This is a genomic window from Streptomyces purpurascens (assembly GCF_045040895.1).
In the GTDB taxonomy this organism is placed as follows: Bacteria; Actinomycetota; Actinomycetes; order Streptomycetales; family Streptomycetaceae; genus Streptomyces; species Streptomyces purpurascens.
The window spans coordinates 3,000,109-3,021,004 of record NZ_CP108341.1 but is presented as its reverse complement, the minus strand read 5'-3'; the positions used below and the strand labels follow the sequence as shown (position 1 = coordinate 3,021,004).

19 protein-coding genes are annotated in these 20,896 nt (G+C 72.5%); 7 read left to right on the top strand and 12 right to left on the bottom strand.

Translation table 11 applies throughout. From position 1 onward, the window contains the following. Window positions 1–41: 41 nt before the first annotated feature. Both OHU35_RS13760 and OHU35_RS13755 read right to left on the bottom strand, forming a co-directional pair. A complete protein-coding gene (locus OHU35_RS13760; protein WP_189723329.1) occupies window positions 42–1,529 on the bottom strand; it encodes a HAMP domain-containing sensor histidine kinase in 1,488 nt (495 codons plus the stop codon). Further along, window positions 1,526–2,383 carry a response regulator transcription factor gene (locus tag OHU35_RS13755; RefSeq protein WP_405505399.1) on the bottom strand — a complete coding sequence of 286 codons (858 nt, stop codon included), beginning with the start codon at window positions 2,381–2,383 and terminating at the stop codon, window positions 1,526–1,528. Before OHU35_RS13755 ends, OHU35_RS13760 begins: the two co-directional genes overlap by 4 nt. Before the next feature lie 216 nt (window positions 2,384–2,599). Between OHU35_RS13755 and OHU35_RS13750 the strand changes: the two genes are divergently transcribed. Continuing rightward, window positions 2,600–3,205, top strand: a complete 606-nt coding sequence (locus OHU35_RS13750) for a carbonic anhydrase (RefSeq protein WP_189723326.1) — start codon at window positions 2,600–2,602, stop codon at window positions 3,203–3,205. A gap of 737 nt (window positions 3,206–3,942) precedes the next feature. Continuing rightward, a complete protein-coding gene (locus OHU35_RS13745; RefSeq protein WP_405505397.1) occupies window positions 3,943–5,673 on the top strand; it encodes a SulP family inorganic anion transporter in 1,731 nt (576 codons plus the stop codon). A gap of 78 nt (window positions 5,674–5,751) precedes the next feature. Here the strand turns inward: OHU35_RS13745 and OHU35_RS13740 are convergent, their stop codons facing one another. Further along, window positions 5,752–6,180 carry a peptidase inhibitor family I36 protein gene (locus OHU35_RS13740; RefSeq protein ID WP_189725035.1) on the bottom strand — a complete coding sequence of 143 codons (429 nt, stop codon included), beginning with the start codon at window positions 6,178–6,180 and terminating at the stop codon, window positions 5,752–5,754. 233 nt (window positions 6,181–6,413) lie between these two features. Here OHU35_RS13740 and OHU35_RS13735 point away from each other — a divergent pair, with 233 nt between their 5' ends. After that, a complete protein-coding gene (locus OHU35_RS13735) occupies window positions 6,414–7,589 on the top strand; it encodes a helix-turn-helix domain-containing protein (RefSeq protein ID WP_359896125.1) in 1,176 nt (391 codons plus the stop codon). On the opposite strand, the gene OHU35_RS13730 is transcribed toward OHU35_RS13735, so the two are convergent. The 4 genes from OHU35_RS13730 to OHU35_RS13715 form a co-directional block, all read right to left on the bottom strand. Continuing rightward, window positions 7,564–8,502, bottom strand: a complete 939-nt coding sequence (locus tag OHU35_RS13730) for an SMP-30/gluconolactonase/LRE family protein (protein WP_405505394.1) — start codon at window positions 8,500–8,502, stop codon at window positions 7,564–7,566. The two genes, OHU35_RS13735 and OHU35_RS13730, sit on opposite strands and share 26 nt — an antisense overlap. A 163-nt stretch (window positions 8,503–8,665) precedes the next feature. Then, window positions 8,666–9,016, bottom strand: a complete 351-nt coding sequence (nirD, locus tag OHU35_RS13725; protein WP_189725032.1) for a nitrite reductase small subunit NirD — start codon at window positions 9,014–9,016, stop codon at window positions 8,666–8,668. Continuing rightward, entirely contained in the window at window positions 9,013–11,607 is a 2,595-nt protein-coding gene (gene nirB, locus OHU35_RS13720) for a nitrite reductase large subunit NirB (RefSeq protein ID WP_189725031.1), read from the bottom strand. Before nirB ends, nirD begins: the two co-directional genes overlap by 4 nt. Continuing rightward, window positions 11,607–12,824, bottom strand: coding sequence for an FAD-dependent oxidoreductase (locus tag OHU35_RS13715; protein ID WP_359896123.1), 1,218 nt, complete (start codon window positions 12,822–12,824; stop codon window positions 11,607–11,609). The genes nirB and OHU35_RS13715 overlap by 1 nt, the downstream gene beginning before the upstream one ends. Before the next feature lie 161 nt (window positions 12,825–12,985). Between OHU35_RS13715 and OHU35_RS13710 the strand changes: the two genes are divergently transcribed. Then, window positions 12,986–13,768 (top strand): TSUP family transporter, encoded by a 783-nt coding sequence (locus OHU35_RS13710; protein ID WP_189725029.1) that lies wholly within the window; start codon window positions 12,986–12,988, stop codon window positions 13,766–13,768. Here the strand turns inward: OHU35_RS13710 and OHU35_RS13705 are convergent. Further along, on the bottom strand, window positions 13,765–14,667 hold the full coding sequence (locus tag OHU35_RS13705; protein WP_405505392.1) for an NAD(P)-dependent oxidoreductase: 903 nt from the start codon (window positions 14,665–14,667) through the stop codon (window positions 13,765–13,767). The two genes, OHU35_RS13710 and OHU35_RS13705, sit on opposite strands and share 4 nt — an antisense overlap. A gap of 104 nt (window positions 14,668–14,771) precedes the next feature. Here OHU35_RS13705 and OHU35_RS13700 point away from each other — a divergent pair, with 104 nt between their 5' ends. Beyond that, window positions 14,772–15,164, top strand: a complete 393-nt coding sequence (locus tag OHU35_RS13700) for a helix-turn-helix domain-containing protein (RefSeq protein ID WP_189725027.1) — start codon at window positions 14,772–14,774, stop codon at window positions 15,162–15,164. Here the strand turns inward: OHU35_RS13700 and OHU35_RS13695 are convergent. Next, window positions 15,102–15,806, bottom strand: a complete 705-nt coding sequence (locus OHU35_RS13695; RefSeq protein WP_189725026.1) for a class F sortase — start codon at window positions 15,804–15,806, stop codon at window positions 15,102–15,104. The genes OHU35_RS13700 and OHU35_RS13695 overlap by 63 nt on opposite strands. Before the next feature lie 137 nt (window positions 15,807–15,943). After that, a complete protein-coding gene (locus tag OHU35_RS13690) occupies window positions 15,944–16,462 on the bottom strand; it encodes a hypothetical protein (protein WP_189725025.1) in 519 nt (172 codons plus the stop codon). Between the two features lie 272 nt (window positions 16,463–16,734). On the opposite strand from OHU35_RS13690, the gene OHU35_RS13685 reads away from it, so the two are divergent. After that, the gene (locus OHU35_RS13685) at window positions 16,735–17,352 is read left to right on the top strand and encodes an NADPH-dependent FMN reductase (protein ID WP_405505390.1); all 618 of its coding nucleotides are present in this window, start codon (window positions 16,735–16,737) and stop codon (window positions 17,350–17,352) included. A gap of 518 nt (window positions 17,353–17,870) precedes the next feature. Here the strand turns inward: OHU35_RS13685 and OHU35_RS13680 are convergent. Next, window positions 17,871–18,290, bottom strand: coding sequence for a gamma-glutamylcyclotransferase family protein (locus OHU35_RS13680; RefSeq protein ID WP_405505389.1), 420 nt, complete (start codon window positions 18,288–18,290; stop codon window positions 17,871–17,873). 139 nt (window positions 18,291–18,429) lie between these two features. Between OHU35_RS13680 and OHU35_RS13675 the strand changes: the two genes are divergently transcribed. After that, entirely contained in the window at window positions 18,430–20,076 is a 1,647-nt protein-coding gene (locus OHU35_RS13675; protein ID WP_189725022.1) for a M4 family metallopeptidase, read from the top strand. An 80-nt stretch (window positions 20,077–20,156) separates the two neighbouring features. On the opposite strand, the gene OHU35_RS13670 is transcribed toward OHU35_RS13675, so the two are convergent. Continuing rightward, entirely contained in the window at window positions 20,157–20,867 is a 711-nt protein-coding gene (locus OHU35_RS13670; protein ID WP_189725021.1) for a GntR family transcriptional regulator, read from the bottom strand. Window positions 20,868–20,896: the final 29 nt, after the last annotated feature.

Genomic DNA, 20,896 nt, shown 5'->3' with positions numbered 1-20,896 from the left:
GTGATGCCGCCTGTGTGTCCCGCGAGGCCGCCTGCGCGTTCTCACGCGGGCAGCGCCGGTGCCTCCCGTCTCGGCCTCCTCGACCGGTCGCCGCCCGGTCCGGGCCCCTCGACCGGCGGGCGTACGGACGGAAGCCGGATCACCACGTCCAGGCCGCCCGTCGCCGCCGCGTGCAGGGTCGCCTCGCCGCCGCTGGCGTGGGCGAGCCGCTGCACCAGGGCGAGGCCGAGCCCCGTGCCGCCCTTGGGAGCGCCCGGGGCGCGCCAGAAGCGGTCGAAGGCGCGGGCGCGCTGCTCCTCCGTCATGCCCGGGCCCTCGTCGGTGACGTGCAGGTCGACCCAGCGGGGGCGGCTGTCCCGCAGGGCCCGGCGGGACGGGGCGTGCAGGCGCAGCTCGATGGTGACGGTGCTGCCGGCCGGGGACGCCCGCAGCGCGTTGGAGAGCAGGTTGTCCATGATCTGCTCGACGGCTCCCGGCACCGCGAGCACCGGGCCCACGCTCCCCGCGAAGAGCACGAGGGAGACGTCCGCCCGTGCGAACAGGGGCTGCCAGGTGCGGTGCCGTTCCGTGCAGAGCGCGCCCAGGTCGACGGTGGCGGGGATGGCCGCGTGCTCCTCCAGCCGGGCCATCGCCAGCAGGTGCTCGACCATCCGGGCGAGCCGGTCCGTCTCCGTGACGGCGGCGGTGAGGCTGCCCCGGGCCCGGGCGGCGATGTCCGGCTCCAGGTTCTCCAGGCGCAGCCGCAGCGCCGCCAGCGGCGTCTTCAGCTGGTGCGAGGCCTCGCCCGCGAACGCCCGCTGGGAGGCGAGCAGATGGGCGAGCCGGGCCGCGGTGTGGTTGAACGCGGCGGCCAGGCTGCGGACTTCCGGCGGGCCCTTCGTGATCGTCACCGGGGTGAACCGGCCGCCGCCCTCGGCCAACTCGTGCGTGGCGTGCTCCAGTTCGATGATGGGGCGGCTCGTCCAGCGGGCGAAGGCGAAGCCGACCACGGTGACCGCGGTCAGTACGGCGAAGCCGCCCAGGGCGAGCAGCAGCCACACGTGGTGGACGCGCTCGTGCACCATGCGCGTGGGCACCGTCAGCCACACCGCGCCCACCGGCCGCGCCTCCTGGCCGACCGGCGCCGCCACCGACAGGTACTCGACGCCGCCGATGGTGGAGGTGCGGACGTCCACCGTCGAGGTGCCCCGCAGTGCGGCCGCGATGCCCGGCCGAGCGGCCAGATTGCCGGACATCGCGGGGTCCGTCGGGTGGGAGGTGGCGAGTGACGCGCCCGAGGCGTCGACGATCACCACCTTCCCGCCGATGCGCTGCGCGCAGTGCGCCACGCGCGCGGGCAGGTCCAGCTCGGCCCGCCCCGCCGCGAGGGACAGCGCGGCGTACGCGGAGACCGACTCGGCCTCGTCCTTCGCCGCGTTGACCACCCGCTCCCGCTCCCCGCGCGAGTAGACGAAGCCCAGCGGGATCTCCAGGCAGAGCAGCACCAGCGCGGCGAGGCTGAGGTAGCTGAGCAGCAGCCGGCGGGTCACGGAGAGGCCACCTGCGGGGCGTGCGGCCCGGTGTGCACGGACAGCCGGAAACCGACGCCCCGCAGCGTCCGGATCCACGCCGGATGGCCCAACTTGCGGCGCAGCGCGGCGACATGGACGTCCAGGGTCTTGGTCGGGCCGTCGTAGTGCGGGTCCCAGACGCGGTCCAGGATCTGCTGGCGCGAGTAGACCGCGCCCGGGTCCTCGCTGAGGAGCGCCAGCAGGTCGAACTCCTTGGGGGTGAGCAGGACGGGGACCTCGCCGACCCAGACCTGGCGGGTACGGCGGTCCACCACGAGCGGGCCCGGGTCGTGCGGGGGGTCGGGGGCAGGGTCGTACGAGGCTGCCGCGGGGGCTTCGTAGGACATGGGCGGGGCCGGCTCGTACGGGGGTGGCGGTGCGGGGGTGGGGTCGTACGACGACTGGGGCTGTGGCTGCGCCTCGGGCGTGCCCCGTGTGCCCGATGCACCCGGTGCCTCGGGAAACGCCTGGTGGGCGCGTTGCGTGCGCCGGGTCACCGCACGGACCCGGGCCACCAGCTCCCGTACGCTGAAAGGTTTCGCCAGGTAGTCGTCGGCGCCCAGTTCCAGGCCCAGTACGCGGTCGGCCTCCTCGCCGCGTGCGCTGAGGATGACGATGGGGACGTCCGAGACCTGCCGGATGCCCCGGCAGACGTCGATGCCGTCCATGTCGGGCAGTCCCAGGTCGAGCAGGACGACGTCGTTGTACGGGCCTCTCAGTCCGTCCGTGCCCGTGGCGACATGATCGACCGTCAGCCCGAAGTGGCCAAGGCCTTCGGTGAGCGGCTCGGCGATCGTCTCGTCGTCCTCGATGAGCAGCACTCGTATGCCCATACGTCCTGTCTCTCCGTGAGCCGGCATGAATCCGGGCAGCGTGAATTCCCATTCTCTGCCCTGGAGTTCACACGCTACAAGATGACCGTTGGTAAGGGTATCCCGACAAAGAATGTTCAATTCCTGGCCGGGTTCTGGAGTTCGCTTAACCTTCCTCTGTAGGTCGGCCGTCTACGGTGGGGTGCAGATGGAGAAACCCCAGCTCAGGAGGCGGAGTTGAAGGCACTGCTCGACCGGGCCCGCACGTTCAGGACGCGCATCGATTTCGACAGCGGCGAATACCGGAAACTGGCTGAAGGGCAATATCCGGAGGTGCTCTTCATCACCTGCTCGGATTCGCGGGTCATTCCAGCGCTGATCACCGGTGCGCGGCCCGGCGAGATATTCGAGCTGCGCAACGCGGGCAATATCGTGCCGCCCTACGGACGGCCCGGGGCCTCCGGCGAGGCGGCCACCATCGAGTACGCACTGGAGGTGCTCGGGGTTCAGGACATCGTGGTGTGCGGTCACTCACACTGCGGTGCGATGGGCGCGCTGAAGTCCGGCGACGACCTGTCCGGACTGCCCGGCGTGGACGCCTGGCTCCGCATCGCCCGCCCGGAGCTGACCTCCGTCCTGGAGACCGCGCCGGACGACCCGTCACTGCCGGAGGTCTCCCAGGGCAACGTCGTCAACCAGCTCGCCGCACTGCGGAGTTACCCGGTCGTACGGCAGCGCCTCGACTCGGGTCGGCTGCGGCTGCACGGCTGGTACTACGAGGTCGACACGGGGTTCGTGTACGAACGCGGCGACGACGGCTCGTTCCGGGTGCATGCCGCATGAGCGGGGCGCATGCGCGGGGACGGGCACGGGGTGCTGCCGCACAGGGGGGCCGGGCGGCCGGCCCGGGGGGAGGTAGGGCGGACCGGGGGGTGGCTGGGCCCGAAGGGGGTGTCTCGGACTGGGGGGCGAGCGGTTCCGGGCAGGACACGGGGGGTTGGCGGTCGGCCGGGTCGGCGGAGAGCGTTGCCGACTGGGGGGCGGGCGGACCGGTGGGGGGTGCTGCGGGCTGGGAGGTGAGTAGTCCGGGGGAGGACACGGGGAGTTGGCGGTCTGCCGGGTCGGCGGAGGCCGATTCTGGCTGGGGGCCGGGTGGTTCGGTCGGGGATCCTCCGGGGTGGGGGCCGGGTAGCCCCGGGGAGGGCACAGGGGGTTGGCGCTCGGCCGGGTCGGCGGAGGCCGATTCTGGCTGGGGGCCGGGTGGTTCGGTCGGGGATCCTCCGGGGTGGGGGCCGGGTAGCCCCGGGGAGGGCACGGGGAGTTGGCGGTCGGCCGGGTCTTCGGACGCCGTCGCGGACTGGGGGTCGGGCGGTCGTTCCGAGGGTGGGGGCGACTGGCGGTCGGGTGGCTCCGCAGGGGGTGCCGCGGATTGGCGGGCCGGTGTGTCGGGAGGCGCGGCGGGGGAGCCCGGGGGCCGTCCGGGGCGTGGCCCTGCCGTAGGTCCGGCGAAGGGCGGCCCTGCCGTAGGCCCGGCAGGGGGTGGCTCTGCCGGTGGCCCGGCAGGAGGTGCCGGCGAAGGAATGCTGGGCGGGCTCGTGCGCAAGGTGACGGGTGGCGCGCAGGGGATGGGTGGGAAGGCCGGGGGCAAGGGGGACCTCGTCACCGACATCACCGCCTCGCTCGTCGTCTTCCTCGTCGCGCTGCCGCTGTGCATCGGTGTGGCCGTCGCCTCCGGGGTTCCGGCCGAGCTCGGGATCATCTCCGGGGTGATCGGCGGCTTGGTCGTGGGCGCGGTCAAGGGCAGTACGCTCCAGGTCAGCGGGCCGGCCGCCGGGCTCGCCGCGCTCGTCGCGGACACCGTCGCCGACGTCGGCGTGGCCATGCTCGGCGTGATCGTGCTGTTCTCCGGCATCCTGCAGATCGTCCTGGGACTGGTGAAACTGGGCCGGGTGTTCCAGGCCACCTCGGTCGCCGTCGTCCAGGGCATGCTGGCCGGCATCGGCGTGCCGCTGATGTTCAGCCAGGTCTATCCGATGGCCGACGCCAAGGCCCCCGGCGCGGCGATCGAGAACATGGCCGGGGTCCCCGGGCTGCTGGCCGGCGTCCTGACGAACCCGCAGGCGATGATCGCCACGCTGCTCGGCATCGTCACGATCGTGCTCAGCTTCGTGTGGAAGAAGGTGCCCGGCCCGGCCGGGAAGATCCCGGCCGCGCTGGTCGCCGTAGGCATCGGCATGGTGGTCGCCGCGCTGCCCGGCGTGGACGTGAAGACGCTCCAGGTGGGCAACCTGCTCGCGTCCGTGAGCCTGCCGGGCGCGGAGCAGTTCGGCGCGCTCACCGACGGGGCGATCATCACCGCCATCCTCACCTTCACGGTCATCGCGTCCGCCGAGAGCCTGTTCACGGCCGCCGCCGTGGACCGGATGCACAGCGGCCCGCGCACCCGCTACAACACCGAGCTGGTCGCCCAGGGCGTCGGCAACACCGTCGCGGGCGTCCTCGGCGCACTCCCGATCACCGCGGTCGTGGCGCGCAGTTCGGCGAACGTCCAGGCCGGGGCCAAGACCCGGCTCTCCCGTACGCTGCACGGCCTGTGGCTGCTCGCGTTCGCGCTGCTGCTGCCGCAGGTGCTCGCGCTGATCCCGATCTCGGTGCTCGCCGGTGTCCTCGTGCACAGCGGCTGGAAGCTGTTCGCGCCCGCCGAGTTCCCGAAGATGTGGCGGCAGGACCGGGGCGAGTTCGCGGTGATGACGCTGACCACGCTGGTCATCGTGGCGACCGCGCTGCTGGAGGGCGTGCTGTTCGGTGTCGCCGCGGGGATCGTGCTGGCCGCGCTGCGCATGTCGCAGACCGTGATCCGCCAGCACATGGAGGAGGACACGGCCAAGGTCGTGATGGCCGGCAACGCCACGTTCCTGCGCCTGCCGAAGGTGATCGAGGCGCTGGAGGCGGCCGCCGCGTCCGGGAAGCCGCGGATCCGGCTCGACCTGACCGGCGTGACGCACCTGGACCACGCCTGCCGTAGCCAGGTCGAGGAGTTCACCGCCCAGCAGCGCGGACTGGGGCTCCGGGTGGAACTGCTGATGCCCGGGGAGGCCAGGCGGGCCGAGCCGGCCGGTTCCCGTGCCGCCGCGTCCGCGGGGGAAGCCCCGGCGACGGCACCACTGCCCAGGCGCCCGGTCACCGAAATGGGGGAGGGGCCGGCCGAGGCGGGGGAGCCGTCGCCCTGGCCCACCGCCGACGCCGAGTGGTTCTACCTCGACACGCGGCCCCTCCCGGAGGAGCAGTCCCGCTCATCCCTCCTGGGATGACCCCCACGCGGGACAAACCGCGGTGGCGTGCACGCCGGAGCAGGCGTGCACGCCACCGCGTGTGGTTCCCCGGGTGCGTCAGCCGCAGCTGCCGCTGATCCACTGGTGGGAGCGGACCTTGTACGTACCGGCCAGGTTGCCGCCGTGCTGCTGCCGGGTGCAGCCGACCCGGTTGCTGTAGTTGGCGCCCCGGTAGTAGGCGACGCCGCTGTAGTCGCCGGTGCCGGCGTTCCACACCGACTTCACGTTGGTCGTGGCGGCCCAGGAACACCTGACGGCGCCGCCCTGCCAGTCGGGGTCGGCCACGTCCCACGCACACTTGCTGCCGGTGAAGTTGGCGCCGGTCCAGAAGCAGATGTGCCCGGTCGCGCAGTCCACCGCCGCGGGAGCGGCCGGGGCGGCCGACGCGGAGGACGGCACGGCCAGGGTGGTGATCGCGGCGGCGCTGACGGCGAGGACCGCGAACAGCGGTGTGGTGCGGGAGTTCCTGCGGACGGAAAGGCGCATGAGCCTGTCTCCTCGAGAGGTCGGGGCCGGTCGTTCGGACGGCCTGACGCTGGCAAGGCACGACCTGGCCGGGCAAGGACAGCGGGGGCGGCTGGGATGCCGGGACGGACGGGACGCCGGTCAACTGGCGCGTTCCGGAACCGTTGGGACGGCCATGGGATGCCTTTGGTGGCACAGTGGCGCTCCGAGACGCCCGACCAGCGTCCGTGGGGGTATCCAAGGGGGGAGACCCGATGTCCGCATGCCCAGAAACGGAGCGGTTCGCCGCGCTGTTGCGTTCGCTGAAGAGCCGGTCCGGGCTGAGTTACGAGGCACTCGCCAGGAAGTCCGGCCTGGCCGGTTCGACACTGCACCGCTACTGCCGTGGCACGTCGGTGCCCCAGGACTACGGCAGCGTCCACCGGCTGGCCACGGTCTGCGGCGCGACCCCGGAGGAACTCCGCACCCTGCACCGCTTGTGGGCCCTGGCGGACGCGGCGAGAACCGCGGCGGCCAGAGCCGAGGAAGAGGCGGCGACAGCGGAAGAGCGGCAGGAAGCACCTCAGGAAGCGGAAGAAGCGGAGAACGGGGCGGAAGAGAAGCCGGAACCCGGGGGCGAGGGGCAAGCGGTCCCTGACATGGCGGAACCCGGGGGCGAGGGGCGAGCGGTCCCTGGCATCGCCCGGGAGCCCGACCCCGAACCGGCCCCCAAGCCCGCCGGCCGGTCCCGCCGGCGCCGCCTTCGCACCTCCGTCGTCACCGCCGCGATCCTCGCGGCCCTCAGCGTCTCCGCGTGGGCGCTGTACAGCGCCCGGACGCCGTCCGGAAGCGGCGGTGGCGGGCGCGGTTCCGGCGACGACCGGCCGTTGTTCTCGGCCAACTGCCCACCCGTGATCGCCATGGGCGAGCACGACGAGTGCGTGCGGGAGGTACAGCGCCTGCTGCACGCCAAGGGCGCGGACATCGGCGTCGACGGCGACTTCGGGCCGCAGACCCTGCGCCGCGTCACCGCCTTCCAGGTGCTGGCCGGGATTCAGCCCAACGGCGTCGTAGGGGAACCCACCAAGAAGGCGCTGTACGCCTCACGGGTCCGGATGAGCGTGTGGTCGCAGGAGAAGGTGCGGCAGCGGGTCCGCGAGGTGTTCCCCGAGGTGCCGGACAAGGCGGTGGCCATCGCCGACTGCCAGTCCTTCCTGGACCCGCTGCACATCCTCCCCAACACCAACGGCACCCGGAACTGGGGCCTGTTCCAGATCTCCGACGCCCGGCTGCGCGAACTGGGCGGTACCCCGCGTCAGGCGCTGGACCCGGAGTGGAACATCCAGGCCGCCAGACGGCTGTGGAGCCAGGACCGCGACTTCGGCGACTGGCCGCACTGCGCACGGGCCGCCGGAGCCACACCCCTCACAGCGACACGGCCACCGCGTTGAACGTCGTCTCCGGCGTCTGCGGGCTGGTGAAGCGGGCGTTGACGAGGTAGAGGCGGTTGCCGAAGCGGGCGGCGGTGGTGGGGACGTCGAAGCGGGGGTCGGTGATCGTCCCGCGCAGGGTCGCCGTGGTGGCGGTCCGGTCGAGGTCCCAGACGGTGATCTTGTTCAGCCGGTTCTGGACGACGTACAGCGTGCGCCCGAGACGCACCAGGCCGTCGCCGTTGGTCACGTCGGTCGCGCCCACCAGCGCGACCCTGGTGGCGTGACCGGTCCGGATGCCGACGGTGTACAACTGGCCCGCGTTGACGACGATCAGGCCGCGTCCGTCGGGGGTGGCGACCAGGCCGTTGGCACTGTTGGTCCCGGCCGGTGCCTGCACCCACTCGCCGGTGAGCGGGAGGGCGCGGACCTTGCCCTCGCGGCCGCGCGGGACGCCGTAGAGGACGGCGTCCCGGGAGTCGGTGAACCAGGCGCGGTCCCGGTGCAGGACGACGTCGTTGACGAAGGGGGCGGCGTTCCGGGTGAGCTGGTACGTGGTCAGCAGCTCACCGCTGCGCGCGTCGACGACCTTCGCGGTCCCTCCGGCGCCGCCCGCCACGTACAGCAGGCCGTCGCCGTCCAGCTTCAGGCCGATCGACGCGAGTCCGGTGCCACCCTTGTGCAGGACCCCGCCCTCGCCGGTGCGCAGGTCGGTGCGGTAGATCGAGCCGTCGGCGCGTGAACCCATGTACGCGTACGGCCTGCTGCCTATGGTGATCCCCTCGGGGAGCCACCCGTCGGGCAGCGGGAACTCGCTCGGCCAGGCGGCGGCCCCGGGCGCGGCCTGTGCCGTGCCCGTGCCGGTGACCGCGAGGGCGGCGAGGGCCCCGCCGAGCACGGTCCGCCGGGACGGCTGGAAGTGGTTCCGAGTCATGAGCGCGCCTCCGTGGGAGGGAAGGTGGGGGTGTGACTCGATGAAACGCGAAGTACCCCGTGAACCGAACCCGGTTGGCGAACTCGACAGGAACCCGACAGAAGAAAGAGAAGAAACAGAAGAGACACCCCTCCGGAAGAGGGGTGTCTCCAGTCCGATGCTCCTACGCGGTGCGCACCTGGTACGCCGTCACACGTACCTCCTCGTCGTCCAGGCACTGCCCGGACGCCAGGTCGAAGCGCTGCTTCAGCAGCGGTGAGGCGACGAACGGGCGGCCCTGGTGGGTGCCGGTCAGGCCGCGGGAGAGGACGGCCGCGCCGGTGAAGGGGTCGCGGTTGTCGATGGCGAACAGCTCGCCGGAGCGGTCGCGGAAGATCGCGGCCTGGTGTCCGTCCGGCAGCAGTGCCGCCACCCCGCGGCCCGGGAGCAGCGTGCTCAGGTCGCAGACCGTGAACCAGTCGCCGTCCAGGGAGAGTTCGATCTTCAGCTCGGTGGTCTCGAGTGCCAGGGTCATCGCTGGGCGCTTCCTTCCAGAACGTCGGCGGGTCGCATGCCGATGGACAGCAGCGGCAGGTCGGGCTTCATCTGGTCGCGCTCGGGCACGAAGGCGACGACCGGGTCCGGGGTGTCCGGCGCGTTCACGAAGGACACGAACCGGGCCAGCTTCTCGGGGTCGTTGATGGTCTCGGCCCACTCGTCGCGGTAGTGCGCGACGTGCGCCCGCATCAGCTTCTCCAGCTCGTCGCAGATGCCGAGCGAGTCGTGGACGACGACGTCCCGTACGTGGTCGAGGCCGCCCGGGATCCGCTCCAGCCAGGTCGAGGTGCGCTCCAGGCGGTCGGCCGTACGGATGTAGAACATCAGGAACCGGTCGATCAGCCGGACCAGTTCGGCGTCCGACAGGTCCTGCGCGAGCAGGTCCGCGTGGCGGGGCGTGGCGCCGCCGTTGCCGCCGACGTAGAGGTTCCAGCCGTTGGCCGTGGCGATCACGCCGAAGTCCTTCGACTGGGCCTCCGCGCACTCGCGCTGGCAGCCGGAGACCGCCGACTTGAGCTTGTGCGGCGACCTGAGACCCCGGTAGCGCAGCTCCAGGTCGATCGCCATCTTCACCGAGTCCTGGACGCCGTAGCGGCACCAGGTCTGGCCGACGCAGGACTTCACCGTGCGCAGCGACTTGCCGTAGGCATGGCCGGACTCGAAGCCGGCGTCGACCAGGCGGGCCCAGATCAGCGGGAGCTGCTCGACGCGGGCGCCGAACATGTCGATCCGCTGACCACCGGTGATCTTCGTGTAGAGGCCGAAGTCGCGGGCGATCTCGCCGATGACGATCAGCTTCTCCGGGGCGATCTCGCCGCCGGGGATACGCGGCACGACCGAGTAGGAGCCGTTCTTCTGCAGGTTGGCCAGGAAGTGGTCGTTGGTGTCCTGGAGGGAGGCCTGCTCGCCGTCCAGGACGTAGCCGCTCGCGCCGATCGTCGGGGCGAGGGAGGCGATGATCGAGCCGACGGCAGGCTTGCAGACCTCGCAGCCGTCACCGCCCCGGGCCTCCTCGCGGCCGTGCCGGTCCAGCAGGTCCTGGTAGGTGGTGATGCGCAGGGCGTGGACGATCTCGTAGAGCTCCTCGCGGGTCTGCCCGAAGCAGCCGCACAGGCCCTTGTCGACCTCGATGCCACTGGCCTCCAGCTCGGCGTTGACGAGCTGGCCGAGGACCTTGACGCAGGAGCCGCAGCCGGTACCGGCCTTGGTGCACTTCTTCACCTCGGGCACGGTCGTGCACTGGTGGTCGGTGACCGCGCCGCGGATCGTGCCCTTGGAGACGTTGTGGCAGGAGCAGACGATCGCGTCGTCCGGCAGCGCGGACGGGCCGAGCTGGACGGACTCCCCGGCGCCGGCGGGCAGCACCAGCGACTCGGGGGAGACCGGCGGGACCGAGCCGGTGAAGGCCTTCAGCGTGCCGTACGCGTCCGCGTCGCCGACCAGGATGCCGCCGAGCAGCGTGCCGTCGCGGCCGATGACCAGCTTCTTGTACAGGCCGGAGCGGGAGTCGGAGTAGACGACGTCCAGGCAGTCCTCGGCGGTGCCGTGCGCGTCGCCGAAGGACGCCACGTCCACGCCGAGCAGCTTCAGCTTGGTGGACAGGTCGGCACCCGTGAAGGACGCCTCGTCGGCGGCGATCGTCGCGGCGGCCGTCTCGGCCTGCTCGTAACCGGGGGCGACCAGGCCGTACACCCGGCCGTCGGAGGCCAGGGCGCACTCGCCGATCGCGAACACGTGCGGGTCGTTGACCGTGCGGCACTGCTCGTCGACCGTGATGCCGCCGCGCTCGCCGACCGTCAGACCGCAGTCGCGGGCCAGCTGGTCGCGGGGGCGGACACCGGCGGAGAACACCACCAGGTCGGTGGCGAGTTCGGAGCCGTCGGACAGCTTCATGCCGGTGACGGCGCCGTCCTCGCCGACCACGACCTCCTGCGTGCCCACGCCCGTGTGGACGCTCAGGCCCATCTCCTCGATGGTGCGCAGCAGGGCCGCGCCGCCGCCCTCGTCGACCTGCACCGGCATCAGGCGCGGCGCGAACTCCACGATGTGGGAGGTCAGTCCGAGGCCCTTGAGGGCACCGGCCGCCTCGAGCCCGAGCAGACCGCCGCCGACCACGGCACCCACCTGGGCGTTCTTCGCGTACTCCTCGATCGCGAGCAGGTCCTCGATCGTGCGGTAGACGAAACAGCCCTCGGCGTCCTTGCCCGGGACCGGCGGCACGAACGGGTAGGAGCCGGTGGCCAGGACCAGCACGTCGTAGTCGACGACGAGACCGGAGCGGGCCGTGACCCTGCGGGCCTCCCGGTCGACGGTCTCCGCCGGATCGCCCACGTACAGCTCGATGCCGTGGTCCTTGATGAACTCCATGTCCGTCATGGACAGGTCCTCGGGCGTCCTGCCCGAGAAGTACGAGGTGAGCTGGACGCGGTCGTACGCAGGGCGCGGCTCCTCACAGAGCACGACCACGCGGTGCGTGGCGGTCAGGCCGCGCTCGGCGAGCGCTTCGAGGAAGCGCTGGCCGACCATGCCGTGGCCGACGAGCACGATCGTGGGGGTGCCGGTGGACATCAGGAGCCTCCATCGTTGGTAAGCAGGTGGAGCAGAGGGCCGCCGTCGGAGGGGAGCGGCTCTGCTCCCTCCCAGGCGCGCGCGAGCGCGCCGACGGTGCCGAGTTCGCCGACGAGGACCCCGCCGACCAGGCGGTCGTCGCGGACGACGACCTTGCGGTAGGTGCCGCGGGTGGCGTCGGCGAGCTGGACGACGTCGTCGCCCGGGAGCGCCTCGGTCTCGCCGAACGCGGCGAGGTCGAAGGGGCTGTCGTGCCCCGTGAGCGTGAGCCGGGTCAGCGAACGCGTGCCGGTGTACCGGGCGGTCGCGTCACCGGCCAGCGACTCCGCGAGCGCGTCGGCCTGCTCGAGCGCCGGGGTGGCGAGGCCGTAGAGCACACCGTCGTGCTGGGCGCAGTCGCCGATCGCGTGGATGTACGGGTCGGAGGTGCGCAGCTCGTCGTCGACGACGACACCCTTGCGGACGTCGAGTCCGGCGGCCTGCGCGAGACCCACCCGGGGGCGGACACCGCAGGCGACGACCACCAGGTCGGCGTCGAGCGCGTACCCGTCGGCCATCTCCACCGAGCGGACCGCGCCGCCGACGCAGCGCACGTCCCGTACGCGGCACTCGGTGTGCACTTCCACGCCCAGGTCGGTCAGGTGCCGCTTGACGAGCTTGGAGGCGGCCGGGTCGAGCTGGCGCTCCATGAGCCGCTCGGACTGCTGGGCGAGCACGACCTGGGCGCCGCGCAGGGCGAGCGCCCGGGCCGCGGAGACCCCGAGGAGCCCGCCGCCGATGACGACCGCACGTGCTCCCGGCCGGACCGCCTTGGACAGTCCCAGGCAGTCGTCCATGGTCCGGAAGGCGTGCACGCCCTCGGGCAGTTGGTGGTTCTGGGTGAACAGCCCGCGCAGCGGCGGCAGTACGGGGTTGGAACCGGTGGCCAGCACCAGCCGGTCGTATGCGATCACCGAACCGTCCGCGCACGCGACGGTCCGCCGGTCGCGGTCGATGCCGGTGACCCGGCCGCGGGTCAGCTCCGCGGGCGCGGGCAGGGCGATCACCTCGGGGCTGTACCGTCCGGCCAGCACTTCGGCGAGCAGCACCCGGTTGTAGGGCCGGTGCTCCTCCTCGCCGATCAGCAGCGCGGGCGTGCCGAGCTCACCGAGCCGCCGGGCGAGCCGTACGCCCGCGAGGCCGGTGCCGATCACCACCACACGCTCATTCGAGGTCATGTCCTTGAGCGTGCGGTGCCGGTGTTACCCGGCAGCATCACGTCTGTTTCCCACGGGGAACGCTGCCCTCAGCGGGGGCGGGGGCCGGATGTGAGGGTTCCTGAAGTGCGGTGACGGCGGGCTGTGAGGGGCGCGCGGGGGCCTCGCATAGGGTCTCGATCATGCCCGACATATCGCTGACCATGATCGTCCTGCTCTGCCTCGCGGCGCTCGCCGCCGGATGGATCGACGCCGTGGTCGGCGGTGGTGGGCTCCTGCTGCTGCCGGTCCTGCTGCTCGGGCTGCCGTCGCACACACCCGCCGCGCACGCGCTCGGCACCAACAAGGCGGTCGCCATCGTCGGCACGACGGGAGCGGCGGTGACGTACGCCCGCAAGGCCCCGGTGGATGTGAGGACGGCCGTGCGCATCGGCCTCGCGGCCCTCGCCGGATCGTCCGCGGGGGCCTTCTTCGCGGCCGGGATGAGCACCGACGTCCTCAAGCCGGTGATCATGGTGGTGCTGCTCGCCGTCGCGGCCTTCGTGATCCTGCGGCCCGCCTTCGGCACGGCCCCCGCGACCGGCCCGGCCACCCGCCGCCAGATCCTCGCGGCGATCGGCCTCGCCGGCCTCGGCATCGGCTTCTACGACGGTCTCATCGGCCCCGGCACCGGCACCTTCCTGGTCCTCGCCCTCACCGCCGTCCTCCACCTCGACCTCGTCTCCGCCTCCGCCACGGCCAAGATCGTCAACTGCTGCACCAACGCGGGCGCCCTCGCCACCTTCGCCTGGCAGGGCGCGGTCCTGTGGCAACTGGCCGCCCTGATGGCCGTCTTCAACCTGGCGGGCGGCACCCTGGGCGCCCACACCGCCCTGAAGAAGGGCAGCGGCTTCGTCCGCGTGGTGCTGCTGACGGTGGTGTTCGCCCTGGTGGCGAATCTGGCGTACGAGCAGTGGCTGGCCTAGGCGGACGCCCCCGGCCGCAGATCCAGCAGCTCGACGATCCCCGTCCCGTCCTCGTCGCCGTGCCCCTGGGCGAGTCGTCGCTCCATCAGGGCCATGTACGGGGTCAGCAGCTCCGGGCTGACCCGCTGCTCCTCGGCCGTGCGCAGCAGGGTGGTGTTGCCCGCGACCTGCATCGCGAGGTTGGAGACGACGTTGCCGGTGTAGTCGCCGCTCTCCAGCTGGTCGGCGGTCTGGTGCACGGCCGGCGCCATCGCGGTCAGCCAGTCCGCGAGCAGCGGCGCGAAGTCCTTCGGTGCGATGTCCTCCGGGCGGATCAGCGCGAAGGCGTGCGTGATGCCCGCGAACATGCCGCTCATCGCGCTCAGCAGCGCCACGTCGTGCAGCGCGGCGAAGCCCGGGTCGGCCCCGGCCCAGCGGGTGCCGACCGGGACGGCGAGGGTGTCCCGGTGCTCCTCGAAGAGCTCGGGGGAGCCGCTGTAGAAGACGTAGCCTCCTGATTCCGGCTGCCCCACCATCGGCGGTACGGCCATGATCCCGCCGTCCAGGAAACGGGCGCCGCGGGCTTCGGCCCAGGTGGCGCGGGTGCGGCCCTGGGCCGGGGTGCCCGTGGTGAGGTTCACCAGGTCCCGCCCGGCCAGGTCGGCCCCTTCCAGGGCTTCGCCCACGGAGGCGTCGTCGAGCAGGCAGGCGATCACGAGGCGGTTGGCGGCCACCGCCTCGGCGGCACTCGCGGCCACGGCCGCGCCCTCGGCGGCCAGGGCTTCGGCGCGGGCGGGGGTGCGGTTCCAGACGGTCACCCGGTGACCGGCGGCGAGCCAGGCGCGGGCCAGGGCGGTGCCCATGGCACCGGCGCCGAGGAGGGTGAGGGGCGTACGGGGAACAACGGCGTTGTCAGTCATGGCGTTTAGGCTCGTCGGAAGGGAACGGCCTGCTCAAGTACGTACTTGGAAGTGGGTGGTTACCTCAGGGGAAGCGTGCAGGTGGCAGGGGAAGGGGCTCGGGCATGGGGACGACGGTACGGCGGCCGGGTGCGTACATCTGCGGGATCGACGCGGCGATGGACGTGATCGGCGGCAAGTGGAAGGTGCTCATCCTCTGGGCGCTGAACGAGCGGCCCTGCCGCTTCGGCGAACTGCGCCGGGAGCTGCCGGGCGTCACCGAGAAGGTGCTCGCCTCGCAGCTGCGGGAGATGGAGGCCGACGGTCTGGTGCATCGCGAGGCGTACGACGAGGTGCCGCCCCGCGTGGAGTACTCGCTGACGCCGCGGGGCGTGTCCCTGAACGAGGCCCTGGAACCTCTGGGGGCCTGGGGGAGGGCCAACATCCTGGGCGGGTCACCGGCTCCCGGTCAGGTGCGCGAAGACGACCACGTTGCCCTGATAGCCGGTGGCCCGTGAGTAGCGGCCGCCGCAGGTGATGACCCGCAGCTCGGGGCGGCGGGCGGGGCCGTAGACCTTCTGGTCGGGGAAGTCCTTCGCGGCGTACGCCTCGACGGCGTCCACGGTGAACACGGCGACCCTGCCGTCGCGCCGGTCCACCTCGATCGTGCTGCCCTTGGTCAGGGCGCCCAGGCCGTAGAAGACGGCGGGGCCGTCGGCGTTGTCGACATGGCCGGCGACGATCGCGGTGCCCTGCTCGCCGGGGGTGGTGCCGGCCTCGTACCAGCCGGCGAGGTTCCCGCGCGCGGCGGGCGGTGCGTCCAGGCTGCCGGTCTTCGTCAGGCCGAGCCCGGTCACGGGCGCGTTCACGCGGATCGCCGGGATGCGGATGCGGTCGGGAGGCGAGGGCGGCAGCGCGGGCGCGGCATGCCGTTCACCGGCCCGGCCGGCCTGCCCTGCCCGGCCCTCCTGCCCGTCGCGCCCCTCCTGCCCGTCCTGACCCGCGCGGGCCTGCGCGATGGACGGCTGGGGCGGGGTGTGCGTCTCGGCGCCGTTGCGCAGCAGCCACGCCCCGGAGCACAGGGCGAACACCGTGACGGCCGCCATGGCGGCGTTGGCCGGGTTGCCGAGCGTGCTGCCGTACCTGGGGAATCTGCGCATGGCCCACCCTTTCCTGATCTCCCCTCTGCGTTCCAGGAGCCCTGCGGGCCCCGTACCCCCCTCCGGGCCGCGAGGGGCGTCGGACCCGGAGGGGGAGGGGACATGCGGTACCGGCGACGGACAGCGGAGGGTGTCCGTCAGATCCCGTCGCCTCTCGCCCGGCGATGCAGGAGCCAGGTACCGCCCGCGGCGGCGACGGCGAGGGCCGCCACACCGGCCGCGGTCTGCACGGGATCGGGGCCCAGGGCGCCGCCGACCCCCGTCTTCACACTCCCCCTGGGATGGACCCGCTGACGCACGGACGTCAGCGTGACCACCAGGTCACCCGTGACCAGCCGGCCGCTCCCGGTGCACGTCGCGGTGATCTCGTACGTCCCCGGCTGCGCGCTCGGCGGCACCCTGAACCGCCCGGTCGCGTCCTGGTCGTCCGGGCCCGGGGCCAGGCTGAGGGAACCCGCCCCGACCGCGCTGGCGTCACCCGTCGCCGTGCCGCCGTCGCCGCAGGCCGCCGTGCGCACGGTGACCTGGCCGCCCGGGACCACCGAGGAGGGGGAGACCTCCAGGCCGCCGGCGGCGCCGTACGCGGGGGCGGCGGCGAGGGCCGCGGCGGCGACGGCGAGCGCGGTGCCGGTCAGCGGCCGGGCGGTACGTCGCATCGGTGCTCCTTCGAGCGGTTCGTTCGTGCACCTGCCCTTCCGAGGTAACGGGCAGCGCGGCGGCCGCGCTTTCTGAGGGAGCGTCAGAATTGGGGTGAATGGGTGTCAGGGGGCGCTCGGGCCGACGGCCCCTCGGGGGTGTTTGGGCAGGTCAAGGGCGTTCGGTGGGCGGGTACCGGAAAAGCCTCACGAGCGCGTGTGAACGGGTGACCCGGGTGTGGAGCGCATCCGGGCTTGACCTCAACAAAGGTTGAGATACGAGGCTGTGCCGCATGAACCCAACCGCTACGCACGCACCCGCCGCTGCCCCGTCCGCGACCCAGCCCCTGCACGTGACCCTCGTCGTCGGCAGCAACCGCCACGGCCGCTTCGGTCCCGTCGTCGCCGACTGGCTCCTCGAGCGCCTCCGGGACCGCGACGACCTGGTCGCCGAGGTCGTGGACGTCGCCGAGACCGAGCTGCCGATGTCCTTCGAACCGACCCCCGAGGCGACCGCCGCACTCTCCGGCATCACCCCGAAACTGGCCCGAGCGGACGCCTTCGTCATCCTCACCCCCGAGTACAACCACTCCTTCCCGGCGGGCCTGAAGAACCTCGTCGACTGGCACTTCGCCGAGTGGCGGGCCAAGCCGGTCGCCCTCGTCTCCTACGGCGGACTGTCCGGCGGCCTGCGCGCGGTGGAGCACCTCCGCCAGGTCTTCGCCGAACTCCACGCCGTGACGGTCCGCGACACCGTCTCCTTCCACAACGCCGGCGCGTCCTTCGACGACAAGGGCGCCCTACGGGACCCCGCGGGCCCGGACGCCGCGGCGAAGACCATGCTGGACCAACTGGTCTGGTGGGGCGAGGCGTTGCGTCAGGCGCGGGCGGCCCGCCCGTACGCGGACTGACGGGCTGTCCGTTACCGGCCCCGGGGGCGCGAGCTGCCTTGCCGCCCGTGCGGCGCGCGCCCCACGTGTCCGCCTCACTGCCCCGGGGGTCGCCGGGCTCTCGCCCCGCCCCGGGGTGCATTCGCATGCGCGGCCTGCCTTGCCGCCCGTGCGGCGCGCGCCCCAGGCGTCCGCCTCACTGCCCCGGGGGTCGCCGCGCTCTCACCCCGCCCCGGGGTCCATCCGCATGCGCGGCCTGCCTCGGGCGCGCTGCCGATCCCGGGCGCCGTGATCAGGGCTGGCCTCGGCGCCCGTACGGCCGCGCGGCCTGCGTCGGCCCGCTGGTGCCCCCGGGCGCCCACGGTCTCGACTCGCCCCGCGCCCCCGACGCGCGCGCCGCACGTGTTCGTCCCGCTGCGGGCGAGGGCCCGTGCTCTCACCCCGCCCCGGGGTGCATCCGCGTGCGCTGCCTGCGTCGGGCGTGCCGCAGGCGCTCCGCCTCGCCGCCGGCCATGGGCGTCACGGCCACCACCACCCCCTCACTCCCGCCCCCGCCAATCCCCACCCGCGATCCGCCTCCCCCCGGCCCGAAGCCGTGACGCCACGGTCGGCCCGGCGAGGTACACCCAGGCCCGGACCGCCGCCCCGTCCGCCACTCTCACGACCTTCCGCTCGACGCGTACGTACAGGCTGCGCGGATCCCCCGGCACGTAGTCCTCCAGCCGGTCCAGCTCCGAGAGCAGCGCCCCGTACGACTCCGGCAGGGTGGTGATCAACTCCCCGTTCACCATGCCGCCGCCGCCCGGTTCCTCGACCGCGTACGGGTAGCCCGGCCCGGCGTACAGCACCGCGTCGTCGAGCCGTCCCGGGGCCTCGGAGCGGATGCGGCCGCGCAGGAAGAGGTCGTGGTTGACCTCGCCGGGGCGGAGCGTGCCGTAGACGAAGAAAGGGAGGGTCACAGGAACGATTCTGCACCCACACACACCTGCACAACGGGCCTATGGACACGCCAGGTCCGAGCCGCCTTAACTCGCGGTCAACATCAACGCCGCCCCCGGTCGACCCCACGCGACCGGGTGCGCCCGTATGAGGAGACCGATGAGTCGGATACGTCCCGTCCGAGGTTCCCGTCTCGCCACCGCAGGCGCGGCCGCCACCGGCATCGGCGCCCTGGTGGCCGCCGTACTCTCACCCACCGCCCAGGCGGACGAACGGCCGACCCGGTCCGACGCGATCGAGAGTGCGGAGACGGTCCTCGCCGACCGGGCCGCGGAACTGGGCCTCGGCTCGGCCCAGGAGACGAAGGTCCGGGACGTGGTCGTCGACAAGGACGGTACCCAGCACGTCCGCTACGACCGCACGTACCACCGACTCCCGGTCCTCGGCGGCGACTTCGTGCTCCACCTGAACCCGGACGGCACCTACCGCAGCGCCAACCGCGCCACGAGGTCCGCGCTCTCCATAGCCGACGTCACCCCGAAGGTGACCGCCCCGAAGGCCGCCGACCTGGCCGCGAGCCTGCTGCGCGCCGCACACCTCGGCGAGACCCTGAAGAAGCTGACCGCCAAGCCGCGCCTGGTCGTCGACGCCCTGCACGGCGCCCCGAAGCTGGCCTGGCAGACCGACGCGGTGGCGCACGACGGACTCGGCAACCCCGTCGGCCGCACGGTGCTGACCGACGCGACCACCGGCGACCGGATCGACGCCTGGGACACCATGGAGACGGTGTCGGGCGACGGCAAGTCCCTCTACGGCGGCACGGTCGCGCTGAACACGACGAAGTCCGGGTCGTCGTACCGGCTGAAGGACGCGACGCGCGGCGGCACGTACACGGGCGACGCGGAGAACAAGACGGACCGGTGCCTGCTGACGGTCTGCGTGACCCGCGCCCCCGCGACGATCTTCACCGACGCGGACAACCACTGGGCCACGGGCCAGACCTCGAACCGCGCCACGGTGGCGGTGGACGCGCAGTACGGCACGGACGTCACCTGGGACTACTACAAGAACGTCCACAACCGGAAGGGCATAGCCGGCGACGGCAAGGGCTCGTTCAACCGCGTCCACTACGGCAAGAACTACAACAACGCCTTCTGGGACGACAACTGCTTCTGCATGACGTACGGCGACGGCGACGGCAAGCAACTCGGGCCGCTGGTGTCGCTGGACGTGGCCGGGCACGAGATGTCCCACGGTGTCACCTCGAAGACGGCGGCGCTGACGTACTCGGGCGAGTCCGGCGGTCTGAACGAGGCCACGTCGGACATCTTCGGCACGCTGGTCGAGTTCCACGCGAACAACGCCAAGGACCGCGGTGACTGGCTCATCGGCGAGAAGGTCGTCCGCTCCGGGCTCGGCCGGGAGGCCCTGCGCCGCATGGACAAGCCGTCGAAGGACGGCAAGTCCGCCGACTGCTGGAGCGACAAGGTCGCCGACCTCGACGTGCACTACTCCTCGGGCGTCGGCAACCACTTCGCGTACCTGCTCGCGGAGGGCAGCGGCACCAAGACGATCAACGGCGTCAGCCACTCCTCCCCGACCTGCGACGGCGCTGCGGTCAAGGGCATCGGCAAGGCCAAGCTGGGCAAGATCTGGTACCGCGCCCTGACGGTCTACATGACGTCCTCGACCGACTACGCGGCCGCCCGCAAGGCGACCCTGAACGCGGCGAAGGACCTCTACGGCGGCGGCAGCACGGAGCAGAAGGCGGTGGCCGCGGCCTGGAGCGCCGTCGACGTGGGCTGAGCCGCCCCTCACGATTCTCGGTGGTGTCCGCAGTTCGGGTGCGGACACCACCGAGGCCTGTGCCGGAGTGTGCCGCTCCGCTACTCCCAGACCACCACGTTGCGCCGCACCGGCACGGACGAGGAGCCGGTCGCGAAGAGCTCCGGTGAGTGCGTCCGGATGCGCTCGATGTCGCTGAAGACGGCGCGCAGATGCGTACGCATGGCGGTGCGGGCCAGGGCGAGGTCGCCGCTGACGACCGCGTCGAAGATCTCCTGGTGCTGGTCGGCGAAGACCGCGGGGGAGACGTTCTCGTGCAGGCCCAGTCGCCGGGCCCGGTCCAGGTGGCCCTTGGCCGCGGCGACCGTGGTCCACACGTTCCCGTGGCCGCCCAGCCGCATCAGGCCGTGGTGGAAGGCCTCGTCCAGTTCGAAGAACTCCTCCAGGCTCAGCCGCGTGCGCTGCTGACGTCCGAGGTTGTCCCGCAGCTCCGCCACGACCGACGCGTCCAGCTCGGACGGCAGGGCGTCCAGTGAGGCCAGCTCGACGGCCTCCCGCAGGAACTGCGCGTCCGCGACCTGCGCCGGGTCCACCCGGGACACGAACGACCCGATCTTGGGGAAGATCTGCACCAGCCCGTCCTGGGCCAGCAGGATCAGGCTCTCCCGTACCGGCGTGCGGCTCACCCCCAGGGACGCGGCCAGCTCGTTCTCCGACAGAGCGGCGCCCGGGGGGAGTTCGAGGGTCAGCACCATCTGACGGAGCTTCAGGTAGATGGAGCGCCGGCTGGTCCGCCGGTTCGTCTGGGCCATGTGCACATCCTACGTATCGAAGCGAGGGT